This window comes from Stenotrophomonas nitritireducens (assembly GCF_050984405.1).
GTDB classification, from domain to species: domain Bacteria; phylum Pseudomonadota; class Gammaproteobacteria; order Xanthomonadales; family Xanthomonadaceae; genus Stenotrophomonas; species Stenotrophomonas nitritireducens_B.
In genome coordinates this window covers 2,481,104-2,502,144 of record NZ_CP158790.1, presented here as the reverse complement: position 1 = coordinate 2,502,144, position 21,041 = coordinate 2,481,104, and the positions used below count along the sequence as shown (strand labels likewise).

Sequence of the window (21,041 nt, the reverse complement as noted above, 5' to 3'; positions counted from 1 at the left end):
GGCGCCGCGCGCCGCGAATACGAAGCAGGTTCTCGCCCCGGAGCCGGCCACGGTGTGCTCCGGGTACTCCCCGCGCACCCGCCGCCGGCCCGCCGCACTGGCGCGGGCCGGCGGCGTACCGGTCACAGCATCGCCGGCTCGCGCTCGGGGTAGCGGTGCTGCACGATGGCGATGGCGAAACGCTCCACCGTGTCGCGCGCGTCGGGCTCGGCGAAGAGCAGCATCGGGTCGTTGTCCAGCGCCGCCAGGCCGGCGGCGTCCCACACCTGCCGTCCCTCGCCGACAAACAGCAGCGGCTTGCCGTGGCGATAACCGTCGCGGATGTGTTCCAGCGCCCGCACGTCGCGCGCCAGCGCCGCCGCGCCCGCCGCGCCGCCGACGACGGCCAGCGCGTCGAACAGCACGCCGGGCTCGTTCTCCAGCGAGGCGTCGGCATCGAGCGCGTTGCCGTCGGCGTCGTGCAGCAGGCCGACGTGCGGCCCGAGCAGGCGCACCATCGCGCCCTGTTCGGTCAGCCCCTGGTGCAGCAGCGTCACGTCCATGGCGCTGCTGCCGTCGGCCACCAGCAGCGCGACCCTGCGCGTGCGGATGCCGCCTTCGCCGGGCCGCGACAGCAGCGACAGCGACGGCGACAGCGAGACTTCCGGCGTGACCTCGCCCTCGAAGGCCCTGGGCATCTTCGGCGGCAGCGGCATGCCCAGTCCACGCGCGACTTCACCGGCCAGCTCCTCGGAGGCGTTGCGCAGCATGGACACCACGCGCCGGCGCACCGCCGGCACGGTCACCTTGCTCAGCTCGAAGCGGAACGCGTCGGCGATGTGGCGACGCTCGGCCGGACTCTGGCTGTCGTAGAACAGCGTCGCCTGCGCGTAGTGCTCGGCGAATTTCTCCGGCTTGGCGCGCACCTCGTCGCCCTGCGGCGGTTCGGCGAAGGATACGAAGCCGGCGGTGCCGGCCTGGAACGGGCAGCCGCCGGCCAGCGAGTTCGGCTCGTAGGACACCCGGCCGCGGTGGATCGCCTGGCGGTGCATGCCGTCGCGCTGGTTGTTGTGCGCCGGCGCGACCGGCGCGTTGATCGGCAGCTCGTGGAAGTTCGGCCCGCCCAGCCGGCTGATCTGCGTATCCACGTAGGAATGGATGCGGCCGGCCAGCAGCGGATCGTTGCTGAAGTCGATGCCGGGAATGATGTGCGCCGTGCAGAACGCGACCTGCTCGGTTTCGGCGAAGAAGTTGTCCGGGTTGCGGTTGAGCACCATGCGCCCGACCGGACGGATCGGCACCAGTTCCTCGGGCACGATCTTGGTGGCGTCGAGCACGTCGAAGCTGAAGCCGTCGGCCTCCTCCTCGCTGAACACCTGGATGCCCAGTTCGTACTCCGGGTACTCGCCGGCCTCGATCGCCTCCCACAGGTCGCGCCGGTGGTAATCCGGATCGGCGCCGGAGATCTTCACCGCCTCGTCCCAGACCAGCGAATACGTGCCCAGCTTCGGCGTCCAGTGGAACTTGCAGAACACCGACTGGCCGCGCGCGTTCACCAGGCGGAAGGTGTGCACGCCGAAGCCCTGCATCATGCGGTAGCTGCGCGGGATGGCGCGGTCGGACATGTGCCACATCAGCATGTGGGTGGACTCGGGCATCAGCGACACGAAGTCCCAGAAGGTATCGTGCGCCGAGGCCGCCTGCGGCATGGCGTGGTGCGGTTCGGGCTTGACCGCGTGCACCAGGTCCGGGAACTTGATCGCGTCCTGGATGAAGAACACCGGCATGTTGTTGCCCACCAGGTCCCAGTTGCCCTCGTCGGTATAGAACTTCACCGCGAAGCCGCGCACGTCGCGCGCGGTGTCCTTGGAACCGCGTTCGCCGGCCACCGTGGAGAAGCGCACGAACACCGGGGTGATCTTGCCCGCCTCCTGGAACGGCGCGGCGCGGGTCAGCGCCGAGAGATCCTCGTAGGCCTCGAAGTAGCCGTGCGCGCCGGAACCGCGCGCATGCACCACGCGTTCGGGGATGCGCTCGTGGTCGAAGTGGGTGATCTTCTCGCGCAGGATGAAGTCCTTGAGCAGCGCCGGCCCGCGCAGCCCGGCCTTGAGGCTGTTCTGGTTGTCCGAGACGGGAACCGCCTGGTTGGTGGTCAGGCGCTGTCCCGAACCGTCGTTGCGCACCCGCAGCAGCGGCCCGGCATTGGCGTCCTGGCCCTCGGCGGCGGGTGCACCCACCTTGGCGCTGCCATTGCTCTCGCTCACCGTGCTGGCGCCGACCGCCGCGGACGGCGCCAGGTGGTGCTCGCCTTCCGGCGGCTGCGCGGCGCCGGCGCCGTGCTCGGCGCGCTTGTCGGCGTTGTGCGTGCGCTGCCCCGCCCAGTCGTCGATCAGGCCGGGCACTTCGTCTTCGGGGCGCAGCGGTTGCTGCGAGCGGCTGCTCGCCGGGCCGCTGTCCGAACGCGCGGCGGTCGTGGTGTGCGGCGGATGGGACGAAGCGCCTTTCTTGCTGGCCATGGGGGCATCTCGCTGGAAGGGCTCTTGACCATAGCCAGCGGCGGTAAAACGCGCGTGACCCCTGGCGATACGCGGCTCACGGGAAGTTGACCGCGCCGGCGCTCACGCGCCGGTCTGCGCGTGCGGCGCCTCCACCGGCTTGGACTCGGGCGAATCCTTCTGCCGCAGGTAGATGCTCAGCAGCACGATGGACAGCACCGCGAGGAACTCGCTCTGCCAGTTCTGCATCGACTCGAACCAGAACTGCGCGCTGCCCAGGTGTTCGGCCCAGCCGATGCCGGGCAGGCCGTCCAGGGCGCGCTCCTGGTTCTCGTGGCGCCAGCTCCCGTAGGAATGGCCGGCGAAGGTCAGCAGGAACAGCAGCATGTAGGCCAGCGACAGCGAGTTGGCATACAGCGTTTTCCACACCCCGCCCTTGCGCACCGGCCACGGCGTGGCGCCGGGTTCGATCGCGTTGTCCTCCTCGGCCGGGTCGAGCTTGCGCGACTCGGCCGAACCGCGCTGGCGCAGCGCGACGGTCAGCAGCACGTACATGCCCATCTGCAGGAACTCGCTTTCCCAGTTCTCGAACGTGGCCGAGACGAAATGCCCGCTTTCCAGGTACTGGCCCAGCGACACCGTCGGCGCGCCCTTGTCCGCCAGCTCCGCGTTGAAGGCGCGCAGGCCTGCCCATGTCTGTCCGGCCAGCGCAGCGATGAACAGCGCCAGCAGCACCAGCGAAAGCCCATTGCGGTAGATGAACGCGTATTTTCCCTGCTTCATGTCGGTCTCCTGTCGTGCCGGAGAGAACTTGGTCAGCGCCCGCGAAAGACCGCGTAAAGAACCGGCGTGCGCGCGATCCGCGCAGGTCACATCGATGAACGAAGGGCCATCGGCGTGAACGACGCCGCTTCGGACTTCACGCCGGCGACAACCCCGGCTGCGAACAATCGGATCTCCCCAGCGAGGATCACGCCATGAACAACAGAGACAGGAAAGATCCGCCCGATCCGACCGAGGACCGCGACTGCCCTGAAACGCCACAGGAGCGCCGCGAGCGCAAGCAGCACGAGAGCGAGAACCACGACGAGGCGCTGGAGGAAACCTTCCCGGCCAGCGATCCGGTCTCCCCGTTCGTACCGGCCAAGACGCCGGATTAGCGCGGTCCACGCCGCGGGCGGCGGCGGGCCGCCCGCCGTGTTGTTCCTGGCCGCTAGAACCAGCGCTGGCGGCGGCCGAGCACGAACGCGCCGGCGCCCAGCGCCACCAGTCCGGCGAGCACGCCATAGAACCCGGCATCGTCGCTCTCGAACAGGCGGGTGCCGAAGTTCATGCCCAGCGCACCAACGATCGTGGCCATCAACCCGGTCACCACGGTGACGAAGGTCAACACGCGCATGGCGCGGTTGGTGCGCAGCGCGGTCTGGTTGCTGAAAAGCTCGAAGGTGCCGAGCACCTGTTCGCGCGCGTTCTCGACCATGTCCAAGGCGCGCTCGAAGCGCATGTTCAACGCGATGAAATGGCGGTCGGCGGCGCGGCCCTCGTCCGGGCGGAAGTCCGGGCGCGACATGGCGCCGAACACCACCCGGTGCGGCGCCAGCATGCGCCGCAGGCGCGAGGCCCAGCGGCGCAGGCGCTGCAGTTCGTTGAGCGCGTCGCACGCGCCCTTGCCCAGGATGCCCACTTCCAGGCGTTCGATCGCCAATTCGTGCTCGTCGATCGCCTTGAAATAGCTGACCAGCAGGCGGTCCAGCAGGGTGGCGACGAAACTCTCGGCGCGCAGCACGCCGACCTTGCCCGGCTGCTGCACGCGCAGTTCCTCCAGGAAGTCGATCGGCTCGCGGCGGAAGGTGACGACGCGGTCGGCGCCGGCCACGCACACCAGCACGGCGCCGTTGATCCTGTCCTTGTCGCCGCTGGCGCGCACGACGACGGCGCGTACCCAGAAACAGCTGTCGCTCTGCCCGACCTCGGGCACGGTGCCGCCGTCCAGGAACTGCCGCGCGGCGGGCGGCAGCTGCCACGCCGCCCATACCGCCTCGACCTCCTCGTCGCTGGGGTCGCACAGGTCCACCCAGGCCAGCGTGTCGTGCGCGGGCTGGCAGGCCGCCAGCGAGCGCGCGCCGATCCGCTGCGCCTGGCCCTGCGCATCGAACATCCTGCAGAAGAAGGACGCGCGCGCATCCTCCGCGCCGTCCACCGCCCCGCTGTCCGCTTCCATCGCTACAGGTAGTCCTGGCGTGCCTTCTCCGCGCGCGCCGCGCCGATGGCGGTCTGCACGTCCTTCTGTTCTTCCGGCGGCGGCAGCACCGCGGGCATGCCCAGGCTGCGGATCCACAGTTCGCGGGCCCAGCCGCGCGTGTGGTAAAGGTGATGGTCTTCCTGCGTCTCCACCGCGGCGTGCGCCTGGGCCAGGACATCGGCGTGCGGCCCGTCCTGCTCAGCCACCTGGCCGATCAGCTCCCAGTTCATGTGGTCCTTGGTCTCGGCCAGCACCACGCATTCGGCCGCCACCAGCTCCGCGTCGCCGGGCTTGGCATTGGCCAGCGCCATCTCGATGGCCGCGACCAGCGAGGCGCCATGGTGGGCGACCACGTCGCGCCCGGGGCTGGACATTTCCGTATCCAGTCCGATCGCCTCGAACACGCGGGTGAGGATGCGCTCATGGTTGCGGGTCTCTTCCAGATACCCCTCCCACTCCTGCTTGAGGTCCTTGTTGCGCGCCGCGCGGATCGCGGCCATGTAGACCTTGATGCCGCCGCGTTCGGTTTCCAGTGCCTGCAGCAACAACTCGCGCACATGCGCCGCATCTGGCTTGCCGGTCATGAAGGTTTCTCCAGGTGAAGGAGCCTTCGATATAGACAGGCGCGTGCAAGGAGGGCGTGATCCCGCGTGAACGGGGAGTGGTGGCGGTGCGCCTGCGCGTGACACGCGCAGGCGCCGCTCCGCTGGAACGTCTCCGCGGCCGTCATCCCACCACGAGCGACCAGGGGATTTCCGAACCGCTGAACTTGTAGCGGAAGCCCTCGCAGTCGATCTGCCGTGCGACGTTCCCTTCCTCGTCGGCCAGGGTGTTGATCTCCACCAGCGTATTGGCCGCCGCAGGGCCGCTCCGGATCGGAATGCCCATGGTCTTGATATCGGCCAGTTCCGTGGAGATGTGCCTGACCAGGCGACGCTCCTGCCCCGGTCCCACCAGATAGAGTTGAACACCTTTCACAGCAAGCATTCCTCTTCGTCGTTCCCCGCCCCGGCACTCCCTTACATACCGGTGCTGAAGTTAAGCCGTTGCCTGCACTGCGCGGCCGTTGTGTGAAAGCCGGCAACCGGTCACATCGGCGCAGGGCACGCGCAAACGCCGCATTCACGGCATCCGCGCCGCCGGCGCAATCGCGCCGCGCGACCGCCGCCTGCCTGCATGCATGCATCCGGGCATGCTGCGGCTCGCGCCGTTTGAATGCGCGCCGTCGTCATGTCCACTTCATCGACGCCCTGCACTTCTTCATCACCGACCTGCTGCACGCTCTTAATTCCCCGGCAGGCACGATGGCGCACGGAGCACTTCCGCTCCTCGTGGAGAATCGACATGAACGCCAGCAAGATGAAGAACCTCCTGCTCCTGAGCGTCGTCGCGACCGCCTGCGCGGGGGCCATCACGACGGTCCAGGCGGCCGGCCAGGACCGCGGCATGCAGCAGAAGGAATCGGTGCAGCCCGGCAGCGACACCTGGATCACCACCAAGGTCAAGGCCGAGCTGCTCGCGGCCAAGGACATCTCCGGCCTGGAGATCAAGGTGGAGACGGTGAACGGCGTGGTTTCGCTCAGCGGCGACGTGGATACGCAGGTCGAAGCCGATCGTGCGGTCGCCGCGGCCAAGGCGGTCGACGGCGTCACCCGCGTGGACAACCGGCTGGTGGTCCGCGGCGCCAAGTAACCGCACCCCGGGCGGCCCGTCGGCTTCGGCTGGCGGGCATCCCACGCGCCGGTCCGGCTGCGCGCGACGGGCCGATCACCCAGACGGTGATCGGCCGCGCCGCGTTTTTCCGGAACGCGCTTTTCCGGATCGCGCCTGTCCGGTTCCTGGTTGTCGGGGTCGCGCCGCTGCGGCGTGCGTCGTTCGTCCGGATGCGGCGCATGGGGCGGCGGGTCCCGCACCTCCGATCCGCGTGGACGGGGCGGTTCCCCTGGATCGCTCGGGTGCGGCTTTTCCGGGCCGGCGCTGACGACGCGCGCCATCATGCCGTCCATCTCACTCCTTCTCCGTATCGGGAGCGAGCTGCGCCAGGCGCGAGGCGACTTTGTCCAGGTTCTGGCGGATCCGCCCGATGTCGCCCCAGGGATGATGCTTCATGCGCGCCATGCGGCGCGGCGCCGAGACGATGTCGTGCGCATCGCCGCGCCGGGTCCGCGCCAGTTCTTCCCAGCGCAGCGGCATCGCCACCGGCGCGCCCGCCCTGGCCCGCAGCGAGAACGAAGCCACGCTGGTCGCGCCGCGGCCGTTGCGCAGGTAGTCGACGAAGATGCGGCCCTTGCGCAGGCGCTTGCTCGCCGTGGCCACGTACGCCAGTGGGTCGGACGCCGCCATCGATTCGGCGAAGGCGCGCGCGAACGCCTTCACCTGCGGCCACGGGCACGCCGGCCGCAGCGGCACCACCACGTGCAGCCCCTTGCCGCCGGACGTGCGCACGAACGATTCCAGCCCCAGTTCGCGCAGGCGGTCGCGCACCCAGCGCGCCGCCGCGACCACCTTCGCCCAGGCCACGGCGGCATCCGGATCGAGATCGAACACGATGCGGTCGGCCATGTCCGGCGCCTCGGCCATCGCGCCCCAGGGATGGAACTCCAGCGCGTTGAACTGCACCAGTTCCAGCAGCGCGGCGGCGTCGCGCACCACGATGTAGTCCGCGCTCGCCCCGTCGTCCTCCTCGATCGCCACCGAACCGACATGCTCCATGCCCGTCGGCAGGTGCTTCTGGAAGAAGCAGGGCCGTTCGGTTCCCTGCGGGCAGCGCACGACCGACAGCGGCCGGCCGGCGATCTCCGGCAACAGCCAGGGCAGCATGGCGCGGTAGTAGGCGTACACGTCCTCCTTGCGGATGCCGGCGTCGCGGTACACCACGCGGCTCGGGCTGGTCAGCACCACGTCTTTCGCCCGGTTGCGGGAGCCAGGTGTCTGCGTCGTGCGTGGCATGGCATTCTCCGTGGGGGAATCGGGCAGCGCCGCGCGCAGGTCGGCGACGCTCTTGTCGGCCCGGATCGTCTTGAACGACGCCTGCCGCAGCAGGCCGAGGTTGCCGGTGCCGTGGTGGAAGACTTCGACCACCATCGCCGGCTTCACCCACTGGACCTTGCCCAGCCCGGTGACCTCCTCGCCGAGGCGCACGGCCGGCGTGTCGCGGGCCAGCGGCTGCAGGCGGCGCACCAGTTCGTCCAGCATGCGCTGGTTGAAGCCGCTGCCGACGCGGCCGGCGTAACGCCAGCCGCGGCGTCCTTCCGGCGCGGCCAGCAGCAGCGCGCCCAGGCCGCTGCGGCTGCCCTTGGGCGCGGTGTATCCCACCACCGCGAACTCCTCCGAGGCGCGCTGCTTGATCTTGCGCCAGTCGTCGCCACGGCCACTGCGGTACGGCGCCGCGGCGCGCTTGGAGATGATGCCCTCCAGCCCGCGCTCCACCGCCATGGCCAGGGCGCGTTCGCCGTCCCCGCTCACGTGTGAGCTGTACACCAGCGGCGGCTCCGGCTGCCCGAGAAGCGCGGCCAGGACGCTCTTGCGCGCGTCCTGGCGGCAGCCGCCCAGGTCGACGTCGCCCAGCTGCAGGATGTCGAACAGCACGTAGGACAGCGGCGCGGCGCGTTCGCCTGACAAGGTGGCCTGCAGCAGGCCGAAATCCTGCTGGCGGCCGGCGCCGGCGACCAGCTCGCCGTCCAGCACCGCTTCGACGCCGAGCGCCTGCAGCGCCTGCACGATCGCCGGCAGGCGTGCGGTCCATTCCAGCTCGTTGCGCGACCACAAGCGCGCCTTGCCGCCACCGAGCTGGGCGATCAACCGGTAGCCGTCCCATTTCGCCTCGTGCAGCCAGCCCTCGCCGGCCGGAACCGCCGTCGCCAGCGTGGCCAGCTGCGGCGCATGGAAGGCCGGCGCGCGGCGGGTGCGGCGGGCGCCGGGCAGCGTCGCGGCGCTGTCGAGCAGGCGCCGGATCCGCGCCGTCGCCGTGGCCGGCCGCCGCCGCTTGCCCGCGGCGCGCGGCGCCGCCGGCGCGGGCTCGTCCAGCAGGTCGTCGGCCTCCTTCTTCGCCGCGTAGCGGTCGCGCGCCTTGAACAGCAGCCATTGCGGCTTGCGCCCGCGGCCACCGGAGCGCACCAGGTGCCAGCCGCCCTTCAGCTTGCCGCCGAACAGCGCGAAACGCAGGTGGCCCTTGGCCAGCTGTTCTTCCGGATCGCCCTCGCTGCTCCACACGCCGTGGTCGAAGATGGCGACGTGGCCAGCACCGTACTGGCCCTCGGGGATCTCGCCCTCGAACCCCGCGTAGTCCAGCGGATGGTCCTCCACCTCCGCGGCCAGCCGCTTCACCCCGGGATCGAGGCTGGGGCCCTTGGGCACCGCCCAGCTGCGCAGCGTCGTGCCCACCTGCAGGCGGAAGTCGTAATGCCGGTGGCTGGCGTGGTGCAGCTGCACCACGAAGATCGGCTGCGTGCCACGCGGGCGGCCGCTGTCGGCGGACGGTTCCGGGGTACGTTCGAACTGCCGTTTCCTGCGGTATTCGTACAGGCTCATGCGCGTTCCTCATTCGGGCAGGCGGGCCTGCGCATCGCTCCAGCGCGGTGCGGGCGACGGCACCAGGCTGTTGCGCCGGTGCCACGCGCGCAGGCCGGGGAAGTCGTCGTCCGGCGGCATCGCGTCCAGCGCCACCTGCGCGTCCATCGCATCGCGCAGCAGGCGCAGCGGCGCGCTGTCGGCCGCCGGCGGCCAGTAGTCGGCCGGTCCGAGCCGGTCGAGCAGCGCCTGCACCCCGTGGCGCCACCGCTCGTGCGCCTGGAGCAGGCGCTGGTGCACCCAGCCGCGCAGCGGCGCGTGCAGCACGAAACCCTGCGCGGCTTGTTCATCGCGCCACGCGGACAGCTGCGAGGCCGCGCCGCGCAGCCATTCGGTACGGCCGCCGGCGCGCCCGGGGACCAGCAGCGGCGCCGGCGCGGCATGCACGCGCAGGCGCCGCTTCAGGGCCGTCTCCCAGCCGCGCGCCTCCTTCTCCGTGCCGGCCTCCAGCAGCCAGCCGGCGTCCAGGTCGAAGAACTCGAAGTAGCGCGGCGAGAACGCCAGCATGCGCGTCAGCGGGTCGCCGGCGATGCCCAGCTTGACGTGGTCCTCGTGGGCGCAGGGCAGCACGTAGAGGCAGGTGGCGCCCTGCATGCGGCTCCCCATGCTGCCGACGGGGACGATGCGGCGGCCGCCCGGCATCGTCAGGACGACGCCGTCCGGCGCGTGGACTTGCGTGCCTTCTTCGCCGGCGCCTTGCGCGCGGGCGCCTTCCTGGCCGGCGCCCGCTTGCTGGCGGGCGTGCGCTTCTTCTCGTCCAGGCTCTTCTGCAGCAGCGACATGAAGTCCACGACATTGGTGGCCGCATCCTCCGGCTCGGCCTGCTCGTCGATGATGCGCGTGGTCGCGCCCTTGGCCTTCAGCCGCTTGCGGATGATCGCTTCGAGCCGCCCGCGGAACTCGTCCTGGTAGTCCTCGGCGCGCCAGCCCACCGACATCGAGTCGATCAGGCTGGCGGCCATTTCCGATTCGCGTTTGGAAATGCGGTAGTCGGCGGGTTTGCCTTCGGGCAGCTTGTACTCGGCCGGGTCCACCAGTTCCTGCGGGTAGCGCAGCATCAGCAGGATCAGCGCGTCGCCCTCGGGCACCACCGCGCACAGGTATTCGCGGGTGCGGATGACCACCCGCGCGATGCCGGCGCGCCCGGTGTCGCGCAGGGTTTCGCGCAGCAGCACGTAGCCCTTCTCCGCCTTCTTGCCAGGGACGATCACGTAGGGTTTCTCGTAGGAGCGCAGGCTGATCTCGCCAAGGTCGACGAAGGCCTCCACGTCGATGGAGTCATGGGTCTGCGGCGCGGCCGAAGCGATGTCCTCCTTCTCCACCACGACATAGCTGCCCTTGTCGTACTCGAACGCCTTGACGATGTCCTTCCACGGCACTTCCTCGCCCGTCTCGGCGTTGACCCGCTCGAAGCGGATCGGCTTGCGGTCGCGCGAGTCGAGCATGCGGAAGCTGATGTCCACCCGCCGCTCGCCGCTCATCAGCGACACCGGGACGTTCAACAGGCCGAAGGAAAGGGTTCCAGTCCAGATCGGACGCGCCATGGCTTGCACACCGTTGTGGAGTCCGCACCACGCTGGCCAACCCGAGCGAAAGCAGGCGTGAAGAACCGCCGCGCCGCGTTCACGCCTGCGCCGGGAACAGCCCGGTCACCGAGCGGGCGGCCAGTACCGGCGCACGCAGCGAGCGCGCGACGATGCCCAGCGCGTCGCGCTTGCGCGCCGGCGTGATCGACGCCACGCAGTCGCCCGGCACCCACAGCGCGTACTCGCGCATGTTGGCGTCCTGCGCGGTGGCCAAGACGCAGGAATCGGCCGAGACGCCGGTGAGCACCAGCCGCCGCACGCCGAGCTTGGCCAGCAGGATCGCCAGCGGCGTGGCGAGGAAGCCCGAATGCTTGGGCTTGAGCACGTGGTAGTCGTGCGGACGCGGCGACAGCCGCTGCACGACCGCGCCCGCGTGTCCCCCGGCCGCGGCGCAGGCCATCACCAGGTCGCTGAACTGGCCCTGCCAGTGGGCGAAGTTGTCGTTGACGTGGATCACCGGCGCGCCGGCCGCATCGAAACGCCGGCGCAGGCCGGCGATGCGCGGGCAGATCGCCACGGCCTGCGCGCCGAGCCGGTCGCCGCCCTCGAAATCGAAGAGGTTGATCATGTCCAGGATGATCAACGCGGTCGCTCCGGTCGGGCCGGATGCCGGTGCCATGGCCGATGCCGCGCTCAGCCGCGCGGGCCGCCCATCACCGGCAGGATCGCGCCGCTGATGTAGCTGGCGGTCACCGGCGAGGCCAGGAACACGTAGGCCGGCGACAGCTCCTCCGGCTGCGCCGGCCGGCCCATGTCGCTGTCCTTGCCGAACTTCGCCACCTCCGGCGCGTCCTTGTCCGCCGGGTTCAGCGGCGTCCACACCGGCCCCGGCGCCACGCAGTTGACACGGATGCCACGGCCCAGCAGCTGCGCCGCCAGCGCCTTGGTAAAGGCATGGATCGCGCCCTTGGTGGCCGAGTAGTCGATCAGCGACGGGCTGCCGAACAGCGCCGTCTCCGAGCCGGTGTTGATGATGCTGGCGCCCTCGCCCATGTAAGGCAGCACCGCGCGCGCCATCTGCACGTAGCCGGCGATGTTGGTCTGCAGGGTCTCCTGCAGGTGCGCGTCGGTCAGGTCCTCGAGGCGGTTGCAGTGCAGCTGGAAGGCGGCGTTGTTGACCAGGATGTCGATGCCGCCGAGCGCCTGGCGCACCTGGCCGGCGGCCTGGGTGCAGAACGCCGGATCGCGCACGTCGCCGCTGATGGCGACGCAGCGTGCGCCCTCCTCCTCCACCGCCTTGCGGGTAGCCTGCGCGTCCTCGTGTTCGTCCAGATAGAGGATCGCCACGTAGGCGCCCTCGCGCGCGAACAGGATGGCCACGGCGCGACCGATGCCCGAATCGCCGCCGGTAATGACCGCACGCAAGCCCTGCAGCTTGCCGCTGCCCTTGTAGTCGGGCGCCATGTAGCGCGGCGCCAGTTGCAGCTCATGCTCGTTGCCCGGCTTTTCCAGGCTCTGCGCGGGCATCCTGGCCGGCTGCCGGCGACTGCCGGCCTGAACGCCCTCCTTGCCCGGCTTCGGCTTCTGCGCGCCCTGCTTCTTCACCGCGTCCTGCAGGCCGCGCTGGCGTTCGGCGGTGCGTTCGGCCGCCTGACCGGCGGCCTTCTTCGCAGGCTTGCCGGATGCGGGGACGGAAACGCGGGCGGAGGTCTTCTTCCTGGCTGCCATTGATCATGCTCCGTGGAGGATGGAGGTGGAGGGACGGTGCGCCGGGCCTATCCTTCCTTGTGGCGCGCGCAGTGCTCGCAGCAGTACACCGCGCCGCCGGCTTCCACGCCGTGACCGATGACCGCGCACTGGCAGTGCGCGCACCGCGGCGCCATCGCGTGGATCGCGCATTCGAACGAATCGAAGGTGCGCGTCGCCGCGCCCTGGGTGACGGTGAAACTGTTCGCGTAGTTGTTTCCGCAGACGTCGCAGGTCGCCATGGCCTGGTCCTCAACCGTGATCGAGCCATGATTCTCCTGCGCGTTGCCGATGACGGGCCGTGAAAGGACGTGGAAGCGGCGTGCATGACGACGCCTGGGCTTCCGCGCGACCGCGTTGCGGATGGCCGCCGTCAGTTACCTGTGACAGGCCCGCAGCAGCTTCAGCGCCGCCGCCTCCAGCTGGCGGACGCCGCGGAGCGCCCGCAGCGGTTCCAGGCGCCCGGCGCGCCAGGCATCGAATACGCACGGGTCGATATAGGACGTGCGGCAGACCGCCGGCGTATTGCCCAGCAGGCCGGCGACCGATGCGATCACCTGGTTCTGCAGCGCAACGCACTGCGATTCGCTCGCGTCCTTGGGCACAGGCAGCTGCGCCAGTTCCATGAGCGCGGTCAGGGTCGCACCCCAGGTACGGAAATCCTTGGCGCTGAAGTCATCGCCCGTGGCCTGCCGCAGGTAATCGTTGACGTCGCCCGAGTCGACCGGCCGCACCTGGCCGTCGTCGTCCAGGTACTGGAACAGCATCTTTCCCGGCAGGTCGTGGCAGCGGCGGATCAGCCCGACCAGGCGGACGTCGTCGATCCGCAGGACCTGCAGCCGGCCCGACTTGCCGGTGTAACGGATCTGCGCGGCATCCCGGCCGGCCAGGCTCACATGCCGCGCGTGCAGGGTCGTCAGCCCGTAGGAATGGTTGCTGCGCGCATAGGCCATGTTGCCGACCCGCGCATAGGTCCGGCCCATGACGGAGACAATCAGCGCCAGCACCTTCTCGCGTGGCAGCCCCGGCAGCGCCAGATGCCTGCGCACCTGACGGCGCAGCGCCGGCAGCGCCTTTCCGAACGCCAGGATGCGGGCGAACTTGTCCTTGCCGCGCTGCCTCACCCAGTCGGCGTGGTAGCGGTACTGCTTGCGTCCACGGGCATCGCGGCCGGTCGCCTGCAGATGCCCGTCGGCCGTCGCGCATATCCAGACATCGGTATAGGCCGGCGGAATCGCAAGCGCGCGGATCCGCTGCAGGGTGGCGGCATCGCGCACCGGCGCGCCATCGCAGTCCACGTAGCGGAACCCCTTGCCCGAACGCAGGCGCACGATGCCCGGCTGCCCATCGCGGACATGGCGGAGCGCTCCACTCATGGCGCGCAGCGTCCGCCGCAGGGCTCTGCGCCGATGCCGACGGCAGGCCGCCACCGGCCCCGCGCGTACGCGCCGCTCACCACGGCGGAATGGCGAGCAGCAGTACGAGGACCAGCACGACGCCCAGCAGGAGCAACCAGTGGCGCGTGGCGAATCTGTTTCGTTTCATCCAGAGAGCACCTCGTTTCATGCGGACGATGAGAGTGCGGTTTGTCGCGTCAAGGTTCTGGAAAATTCCGGAGCAGCCCGCGCGCCCTTTTCTCACAGCTGGCTTCCGCGGCGCGCGTTCCTCTGCCCGGCTTTGCATGCATGCAAGGACACTCAACGCGGGATGCTGCCGGCTCGGCTGCCGGTTGTCAGTTGCCGACTGTCAGCTGTCGGCATTCAGCATTCGGCATTCGGAGGGCGGCGGGCGGCCGTCGCCAGCTGGTACTGCATTGGCATTGGCATTGGCATTGGCGCGGTGATTTGGAATTACTGCTGGTATGGCACTGGTGCTGCTGATGCGACTTGCGCCATGTTGGTGGCCGTGTATGCAGGTGCTTGAGCGTGAACTCCTGCTTTTGCTCTTCCTGCTTTGCTGGCCCAGAGGCGGTCAGCAGTTCAGCGGACTTCCACAGATGCGATGGCGCACCGGCTGCAAGAAGTGAGGCCGTAACGGGAGTTCCTGCCGCCGCGTACAACGGCCGTAAATGTTCACCCCAGGCGTTGTATCCGGATCGACAGGCAGCAGCCTCGCCCACCTTGCCTGCTGCAGCGTCAGCGCATGTCGGAAGCAAGGAATGAAGCATGCACCGGCAGAAAGATCTCTACTGAAGACTGCCCGACGAACCGTGATGGCTGCGGGGTGCGGAATCAAGGCACTGCAAGGAGCGGCGGATTCTCAGGACTCGGCATCCGGCATGCAGCGGTGCTTCTTGGCCTTCAGGTGCGCGGCGGTCTGCGCCAGTTCCGCGTACCGGCCCCGGATTTCCTCGAGCTGTTCCTGGTCCATCTCTTCCAGGTTGAGCAGTTCGTTGTTGGCGGCGTTGGTCACGCGGATCAGTTCGTCGAGCTTGATGTGCACCGCGGCGGTATCCGCGTTCTGCGTATGCTGGATGAGGAACACCATGAGGAAGGTGACGATGGTCGTGCCGGTATTGATCACCAGCAACCACGTATCGTTGAAATCGAACAGGGGCCCGGTCAGCGCCCAGGCCACGACGATCCCGACGGCGATCGCGAACGCACCGAACGAACCGGCGGCCAGCGCCGTGGCGGCCGCGATCCTTCCAAACTTCTGCTTCAACATGATGCCCCCGGGCGGATGGCGGACGCGCTCGGTGCGCGGCCTTGATGCGGATTCAGATCGACTGCGCCACGACGGCCGCCAGCGCCCCCAGAGTCATGTAGAACATCGAGGAGAACGCCAGAAAGAGCACCCGTTTCATTCTTCTTCCCTGCGGTTGCGGCCTGGGCACAGCTATAGCGCCGCGCCCGTGACCAGCAAGGGAAAGATCGGTGCATGTTTCGTGAGCGCCACCGCTTCGCGCACCACAATCTGCTGACGCGGCACGCATTCATCGCTGGGACAACTCGACGAGGAGCGCTACGAATTGCAGGGACACAGGTTGGACGCCCCTACGTTAATTGCTCAGGACTTCATGGCTTGACGGATGCCGGCACCCGGACATCCTCGGCAGGTGGAACGCCCTCCCCGCCGGGGCATGCCGATAAGCCTCAAGACGCCGCAGAGCTTCGGCAAACGGCTACGGAAGACAGCAGGCACCTGTCCGGAAAAGTGTCCTGTGCGCAGGCTCGGGCCTGACGCCCACCCTCAACCCGTCGGGCACCACGCCGCCGGCCCCGTCGGCGGACGGGAATGCCGAACTATCGGCACGCATCGTGAACCCGGTTGTCCCAAAGGCTGGACAGCGCGAATCCACGTTTCAGGCCCGCCTTGCGATAGGCCGCATCCCGTCCTTCCCGCGCCCGCGTACAGGCATCGACCGCCGGCCTTGTGCGTCGAGCAGTGCCGGAGGAGAGACTGGAACGGCGAGGCCGCGGTCCGGCCCGTTCGACAGGTCGCGTCACCGACGCCGTACGGGATGCCGGCGGTGCGGGCCGCTCCTGATGGGACACCACCCATGTCTTCGCCGGTGGGCCGTCGCACGGCACCGACTGGTAGGACACCTGTCCTCCATCCACGCACTTGAATACCTGCGCCGGCGCGACCGCCTGCACGCCCGCTGCCGCCAACAACAGAAATACTCCGCCCGTCGCCATCCCTTGCTCCCAGCTGCCTGTGTCGTATCCAGCATGGGCGGAAGCAGCAGGCCGGAACATCGGCGTGAATGCGGGGCCCCGGGTCGGCGCAACCCCCTCTCCGGCATCGGTGAACAGCACCCGGCATACGTGAAGATTTTTTTTCACAAATGGCTTGCTAGGCCCGGAAAGCCCCGCTATCATTTCTTTCTCGGCAACAACGGGGCCATAGCTCAGCTGGGAGAGCGCCTGCATGGCATGCAGGAGGTCAGCGGTTCGATCCCGCTTGGCTCCACCAAAATCCGGACATTAGGCCGTCTGGACTGCCGAAAAAATATGATGAAGTTTACGCGTCCCCATCGTCTAGAGGCCTAGGACATCACCCTTTCACGGTGGCGACCGGGGTTCGAATCCCCGTGGGGACGCCATTCATCGTAAAACAAAGACCCCGCTTCATCAGGGTCTTTTTTGTTGGAGAAGCTGCCCACCCAAGGGCAATGCGGAAGAAGAAAAAGCTTCCACTCCAACGAAGAGTCCGGTATCATTCCGCGCTCGAAAATTTGGATACGGGGCCATAGCTCAGCTGGGAGAGCGCCTGCATGGCATGCAGGAGGTCAGCGGTTCGATCCCGCTTGGCTCCACCAAATCCGGACATTAGGCCGTCCGGGTTGCAGTACAACGAAGCACACGCGTCCCCATCGTCTAGAGGCCTAGGACATCACCCTTTCACGGTGGCGACCGGGGTTCGAATCCCCGTGGGGACGCCAATTCAAGGAAGCTCCGCCATGGCGGGGCTTTTTTGTTGCCTGCGGAAAACGACAGACCCTCGCAACCTGGCTCACCCCTGCGGCAGCGCCTTGGACAACGCCCTGCGCAGATCGCTGCCGACATAGGGCTTGGCCAGCTTCACGCCCGCGTCGAACACGGCAGGCAGCTTCGAGATTTCCATGCCCGTGGCCACGAGGAAGGGAATGCCGCGCGCGGCGAGCGCTTCGGCGACCGGCGTGCTGTCCTCGTCGCCGGCCAGGCAGAAGTCCAGGAAGGCCAGTTGCGGCCGCCGTTCGTCGATCATGCCCAGGGCGCACTGCACCGTACCGGCGACACCTATGACCTGCAGGCCCTCGCGCTCGAGCTGCAGCTGCAGCAGCGTCGCGTTGAGATCGTCGTTCTCCACGATCATCACCCGCATGGAATGCAGCGGCCCCATCGCATCGTCCTTGTCCCGGATGGCCGGAGTATAGCCACCGCAGCCCACGCGGACTTTGCGAAAAACACCGGCAAGAGCCTGCCCATCCGCGGGAGCCTCCGCTATACTTCCGCCCCTGCCAGCCGAAGTGGCGGAATCGGTAGACGCAGCGGACTCAAAATCCGCCGCCCTTAAAAGCGTGTGGGTTCGAGTCCCACCTTCGGCACCAGCACAGCAGAAAGCCAGGCCTCGCAGCCTGGCTTTTTTGTTGCGCGCCCGCCGCCGCGGTAGAGTCCCCACAAAAGGAAGACCCCGCGTATGGGGCCTTCCATGGCACGCTCCGGTCATCGCCGCCGCATCAGCTGCGGCGCGCCCTCGCGAAGGCTTCGGCCAGGGCGTTGTTCGCCGGCGGCGCGGCGTTGCCGGGACGCGCGCCACGCGACGGTTCGCCGCGGCCGCCGTCGCGCCGGCCTGCGTTGCCCGGCCCTGCGTTCCTGTCCGGACGCCTGGCGGGCGCCGGGCTGTCGTCCAGGCGCCGGGTCAGCGCGATGCGCTTGCGGGCGACGTCGACCTCCAGCACCTTCACCTTGACGATGTCGCCGGCCTTGACCACGTCGCGCGGGTCCTTGACGAAGGTGTCCGACAACGCGGAGATGTGGATCAGCCCGTCCTGGTGCACGCCGATGTCGACGAACGCGCCGAAGGCGGCGACGTTGCTGACCACGCCTTCCAGCACCATGCCCTCGCGCAGATCCTTGATGTCCTCCACGCCGTCGGCGAAACGCGCCGCCTTGAACTCGGGGCGCGGATCGCGGCCGGGCTTTTCCAGTTCCTTGAGGATGTCGCGCACCGTCGGCACGCCGAACGTCTCGTCGGTGAACTGTTCGGCCTTCAGGCCGCGCAGGTAGCTGCCGTCGCCCAGCAGCGCCTTGATCGGCCGCTGCGCGGCGGCGACGATGCGCTCGACCACCGGGTAGGCTTCCGGGTGCACGGCCGAGGCGTCCAGCGGCTCGTCGCCATCGGCGATGCGCAGGAAGCCGGCGCACTGCTCGAACGCCTTGTCGCCCAGGCGCGGCACCTTGAGCAGGTCGCGGCGGCGCTTGAACGGCCCGTTCTCGTCGCGGTGGCGCACGATGTTCTCGGCCACGGTCGACGACAGGCCCGACACGCGCGACAGCAGCGCGGCCGAGGCGGTGTTGACGAACACGCCCACCGCGTTGACGCAGTCTTCCACGCGCGCGTCCAGCGCCTTGGCCAGCCGGAACTGGTCCACGTCGTGCTGGTACTGGCCCACGCCAATGGCCTTGGGCTCGATCTTGACCAGTTCGGCCAGCGGATCCTGCAGGCGCCGCGCGATCGACACCGCGCCACGCAGCGAGACATCCAGGCCGGGGAACTCTTTGGCGGCGAACTCGGAGGCCGAGTACACCGAGGCGCCCGCCTCGCTGACCACGACCTTCTGCAGTTTCGGATTGTCGCTGGCCTTGATGACGTCGCCGGCCAGCTTGTCGGTTTCGCGGCTGGCGGTGCCGTTGCCGATCGCGATCAGCTCGACGTTGTGCCTGGCGCACAGGTGTCTGAGCGTCTGCAGCGACTGCTCCCACTGGCGCTTGGGCTCGTGCGGATAGATGGTCTCGGTGGCCAGCAGCTTGCCGGTGGCGTCGACCACGGCGACCTTGCAGCCGGTGCGGATGCCCGGGTCCAGGCCGAGCACGGTCTTCGGGCCGGCCGGCGCCGCCAGCAGCAGGTCCTTGAGGTTGTCGCCGAACACGGCGATGGCTTCGGCCTCGGCCTTCTCGCGGGCCTGGTTGAACAGGTCCAGCAGCAGGTGCATGTGCAGCTTGGCGCGCCAGGTCAGGCGGCAGGCATCGAGCAGCCAGCGGTCCGCCGCGCGCCCCTGCTCTGCGACGCCGGCGCTGCGCGCGACGCGGCCTTCGGCGTACTGGTGGCCAGCGTCGGCATCGGTGCCGGGGTCCAGTTCCAGGAACAGGATCTCCTCGCGGCGCGCGCGGAACAGCGCCAGCAGGCGGTGCGAGGGAATCTTCGCCAGCGACTCGGCATGCTCGAAGTAATCGCGGTACTTGGCGCCTTCGGTTTCCTTGCCCTCGGCGACGCGGGCGCGGATCACGCCGACCTCGCCCAGCCATTGGCGCAGCTCGCCGACCAGCGCCGCGTCCTCGCCCCAGCGCTCCATCAGGATGGCGCGCGCCCCTTCCAGCGCGGCCTTGGCGTCGGCCACGCCCTTGTCGGCATCGACGAAGCCGGCGGCGAAGGCCTGCGGCTCGAGCGTGGGATCGGCCAGCAGGCCGTTGGCCAGCGGTTCCAGCCCGGCCTCGCGGGCGATCTGCGCGCGGGTGCGGCGCTTGGGCTTGTACGGCAGGTACAGGTCTTCCAGCCGGCTCTTGGTGTCGGCGCCCAGGATCTCGTTGCGCAGCTCATCGCTCAGCTTGCCCTGTTCGGCGATGCTGGCCAGTACCGCCGCGCGGCGGTCTTCCAGTTCGCGCAGGTAGGTCAGGCGGGTTTCCAGGTTGCGCAGCTGGGTGTCGTCCAGGCCGCCGGTCACTTCCTTGCGGTAGCGCGCGATGAACGGGACGCTGGCGCCTTCGTCCAGCAGCGCGATGGCGGCCTTGGCCTGTGCGGGCTGGGCGCCGATCTCGTCGGCGATGGTCTGCGCGATCTGCTGCGCGAGCTTGCTGTCTTGCATGGAGTCCAGGGGCTACCGCTACTCGGGAAGCCTGCATTCTGGCAGCGCGTCCCGGGAGGGGAAAGCCATTGACAGCCCGGCGCGGGGTTGCTTCGCGCACCCGCGCCGCGGGGCGTCCAGGCCCTAGCCGAGATGCCGGCTCAGGCGCTGGAAGGCGATGTCCTCGCGCAGGTTCTCAAGCACCATCACCCGCATGCGGCCCTTGCCGGACACGTCCATCACCCGCTCCACATAGATTTCCGGACCTTCGTCGGTATCCATGCGGGTCTTGCTGAAACCATAGGGCACCACGCCCTTCTCGCCATCCTTGCTGCCACCGATATAAAGAACGACTGCCATGGTGACCGGTACTCCTGTTGCGTCTGTAACGGGCTCACTTTAGGCGCGTATGCGTTACCGCGATGTTCAAGAGAAGTTGGCGATTCATGACGGCGGGATTGCGGTTCAGCGCGACGCCGGAACACTCCGGCAACTGCGCCGCCACGCGGCGGCGCGGGATCAGAAGAAACCGGGCCACCAGCCGCGCCCCAGCAGCGCATAGCGGTCGGCGGCGCGTTCGAGCGGATTGCGTACGCTGACGCCACCGCACAGCAGATAGACCGGCAGGAACAGCGGCCCCAGCACCATGTACTGGAACACGTGCGCGCGTTCATGGTCGCCCAGCCGGACCTGCGGGTGCCGACAGCGGCCGGCGCGGTGCTCGTAGGTCGAGCAGCGCGCATCCAGCGTATCGCCGGTATGCAGGATCACCATGCCGAGCGTGATCGCGCCGCCCGGCCCCCAGGGCCAGCGGTGGAACACCAGCGCGCAGTCGCGGCGGTTCCAGCGCGGGCGCGCGCCGGCGGCCATGCCCGCAAGCCCGGCCACCAGGCCGACCAGGGTATTGGGCGAGGTCCACAGCGCGCCGACCATGCAGGCCAGGCGGAAGGTCCACGCCGCCGCGGGTTCATGCATGCCCTGTCCCGCCATGGCGC

At 68.9% G+C, this 21,041-nt stretch carries 19 protein-coding genes and 5 tRNA genes; 7 read left to right on the top strand and 17 right to left on the bottom strand.

The window, feature by feature from the left end; genetic code table 11:
• Window positions 1–122 precede the first annotated feature (122 nt).
• Window positions 123–2,495 (bottom strand): catalase, encoded by a 2,373-nt coding sequence (locus ABTV91_RS11055; RefSeq protein WP_433851484.1) that lies wholly within the window; start codon window positions 2,493–2,495, stop codon window positions 123–125.
• 102 nt (window positions 2,496–2,597) lie between these two features.
• Window positions 2,598–3,257: a DUF6766 family protein gene (locus tag ABTV91_RS11050; protein ID WP_433851483.1), complete on the bottom strand. Its 660-nt coding sequence runs from the start codon at window positions 3,255–3,257 to the stop codon at window positions 2,598–2,600.
• A 194-nt stretch (window positions 3,258–3,451) separates the two neighbouring features.
• Between ABTV91_RS11050 and ABTV91_RS11045 the strand changes: the two genes are divergently transcribed.
• Window positions 3,452–3,634: a hypothetical protein gene (locus ABTV91_RS11045; protein ID WP_433851482.1), complete on the top strand. Its 183-nt coding sequence runs from the start codon at window positions 3,452–3,454 to the stop codon at window positions 3,632–3,634.
• A 53-nt stretch (window positions 3,635–3,687) separates the two neighbouring features.
• Here ABTV91_RS11045 and ABTV91_RS11040 read toward each other — a convergent pair whose 3' ends face one another.
• From ABTV91_RS11040 to ABTV91_RS11030, 3 genes are all read right to left on the bottom strand, one after another.
• The gene (locus ABTV91_RS11040; protein ID WP_433851481.1) at window positions 3,688–4,695 is read right to left on the bottom strand and encodes a magnesium transporter CorA family protein; all 1,008 of its coding nucleotides are present in this window, start codon (window positions 4,693–4,695) and stop codon (window positions 3,688–3,690) included.
• A 2-nt stretch (window positions 4,696–4,697) separates the two neighbouring features.
• Window positions 4,698–5,300 (bottom strand): hypothetical protein, encoded by a 603-nt coding sequence (locus ABTV91_RS11035; RefSeq protein WP_433851480.1) that lies wholly within the window; start codon window positions 5,298–5,300, stop codon window positions 4,698–4,700.
• Window positions 5,301–5,442: 142 nt separating this feature from the next.
• Window positions 5,443–5,694 (bottom strand): hypothetical protein, encoded by a 252-nt coding sequence (locus ABTV91_RS11030; RefSeq protein WP_433851479.1) that lies wholly within the window; start codon window positions 5,692–5,694, stop codon window positions 5,443–5,445.
• 366 nt (window positions 5,695–6,060) lie between these two features.
• Between ABTV91_RS11030 and ABTV91_RS11025 the strand changes: the two genes are divergently transcribed.
• Window positions 6,061–6,408 carry a BON domain-containing protein gene (locus ABTV91_RS11025; RefSeq protein ID WP_433851478.1) on the top strand — a complete coding sequence of 116 codons (348 nt, stop codon included), beginning with the start codon at window positions 6,061–6,063 and terminating at the stop codon, window positions 6,406–6,408.
• A gap of 315 nt (window positions 6,409–6,723) precedes the next feature.
• On the opposite strand, the gene ligD is transcribed toward ABTV91_RS11025, so the two are convergent.
• The 8 genes from ligD to ABTV91_RS10985 form a co-directional block, all read right to left on the bottom strand.
• Complete coding sequence (gene ligD / locus ABTV91_RS11020) at window positions 6,724–9,246, bottom strand: DNA ligase D (protein ID WP_433851477.1); 2,523 nt, start codon at window positions 9,244–9,246, stop codon at window positions 6,724–6,726.
• 9 nt (window positions 9,247–9,255) lie between these two features.
• Complete coding sequence (locus ABTV91_RS11015; protein WP_433851476.1) at window positions 9,256–9,879, bottom strand: GIY-YIG nuclease family protein; 624 nt, start codon at window positions 9,877–9,879, stop codon at window positions 9,256–9,258.
• Window positions 9,880–9,929: 50 nt separating this feature from the next.
• Window positions 9,930–10,829 carry a Ku protein gene (locus ABTV91_RS11010; RefSeq protein ID WP_433851475.1) on the bottom strand — a complete coding sequence of 300 codons (900 nt, stop codon included), beginning with the start codon at window positions 10,827–10,829 and terminating at the stop codon, window positions 9,930–9,932.
• A 79-nt stretch (window positions 10,830–10,908) separates the two neighbouring features.
• Window positions 10,909–11,490 carry an isochorismatase family cysteine hydrolase gene (locus tag ABTV91_RS11005; protein ID WP_433851474.1) on the bottom strand — a complete coding sequence of 194 codons (582 nt, stop codon included), beginning with the start codon at window positions 11,488–11,490 and terminating at the stop codon, window positions 10,909–10,911.
• Window positions 11,491–11,504: 14 nt separating this feature from the next.
• Window positions 11,505–12,539, bottom strand: coding sequence for an SDR family oxidoreductase (locus ABTV91_RS11000; protein WP_433851473.1), 1,035 nt, complete (start codon window positions 12,537–12,539; stop codon window positions 11,505–11,507).
• Between the two features lie 47 nt (window positions 12,540–12,586).
• Complete coding sequence (locus ABTV91_RS10995) at window positions 12,587–12,799, bottom strand: hypothetical protein (RefSeq protein WP_433851472.1); 213 nt, start codon at window positions 12,797–12,799, stop codon at window positions 12,587–12,589.
• Window positions 12,800–12,934: 135 nt separating this feature from the next.
• Complete coding sequence (locus ABTV91_RS10990; protein WP_433851471.1) at window positions 12,935–13,933, bottom strand: DNA topoisomerase IB; 999 nt, start codon at window positions 13,931–13,933, stop codon at window positions 12,935–12,937.
• Window positions 13,934–14,816: 883 nt separating this feature from the next.
• The gene (locus ABTV91_RS10985) at window positions 14,817–15,224 is read right to left on the bottom strand and encodes a low affinity iron permease family protein (protein ID WP_433851470.1); all 408 of its coding nucleotides are present in this window, start codon (window positions 15,222–15,224) and stop codon (window positions 14,817–14,819) included.
• A 1,175-nt stretch (window positions 15,225–16,399) separates the two neighbouring features.
• Between ABTV91_RS10985 and ABTV91_RS10980 the strand changes: the two genes are divergently transcribed.
• The 4 genes from ABTV91_RS10980 (at window position 16,400) to ABTV91_RS10965 (ending at window position 16,944) form a co-directional block, all read left to right on the top strand.
• Window positions 16,400–16,475: transfer RNA gene (locus ABTV91_RS10980), tRNA-Ala, on the top strand.
• Window positions 16,476–16,529: 54 nt separating this feature from the next.
• A tRNA-Glu gene (locus ABTV91_RS10975) sits at window positions 16,530–16,605 on the top strand.
• Between the two features lie 140 nt (window positions 16,606–16,745).
• Window positions 16,746–16,821: transfer RNA gene (locus ABTV91_RS10970), tRNA-Ala, on the top strand.
• Window positions 16,822–16,868: 47 nt separating this feature from the next.
• A tRNA-Glu gene (locus ABTV91_RS10965) sits at window positions 16,869–16,944 on the top strand.
• Between the two features lie 71 nt (window positions 16,945–17,015).
• On the opposite strand, the gene ABTV91_RS10960 is transcribed toward ABTV91_RS10965, so the two are convergent.
• Window positions 17,016–17,384: a response regulator gene (locus ABTV91_RS10960; RefSeq protein WP_433851469.1), complete on the bottom strand. Its 369-nt coding sequence runs from the start codon at window positions 17,382–17,384 to the stop codon at window positions 17,016–17,018.
• Window positions 17,385–17,505: 121 nt separating this feature from the next.
• Here ABTV91_RS10960 and ABTV91_RS10955 point away from each other — a divergent pair.
• Window positions 17,506–17,592: transfer RNA gene (locus ABTV91_RS10955), tRNA-Leu, on the top strand.
• Window positions 17,593–17,721: 129 nt separating this feature from the next.
• Here the strand turns inward: ABTV91_RS10955 and ABTV91_RS10950 are convergent.
• From ABTV91_RS10950 to ABTV91_RS10940, 3 genes are all read right to left on the bottom strand, one after another.
• Window positions 17,722–20,067, bottom strand: a complete 2,346-nt coding sequence (locus ABTV91_RS10950; RefSeq protein WP_433851468.1) for a Tex family protein — start codon at window positions 20,065–20,067, stop codon at window positions 17,722–17,724.
• 123 nt (window positions 20,068–20,190) lie between these two features.
• The gene (locus ABTV91_RS10945; protein WP_433851467.1) at window positions 20,191–20,406 is read right to left on the bottom strand and encodes a hypothetical protein; all 216 of its coding nucleotides are present in this window, start codon (window positions 20,404–20,406) and stop codon (window positions 20,191–20,193) included.
• A 159-nt stretch (window positions 20,407–20,565) separates the two neighbouring features.
• A complete protein-coding gene (locus ABTV91_RS10940; RefSeq protein ID WP_433851466.1) occupies window positions 20,566–21,021 on the bottom strand; it encodes a hypothetical protein in 456 nt (151 codons plus the stop codon).
• Between the last annotated feature and the right edge of the window lie 20 nt (window positions 21,022–21,041).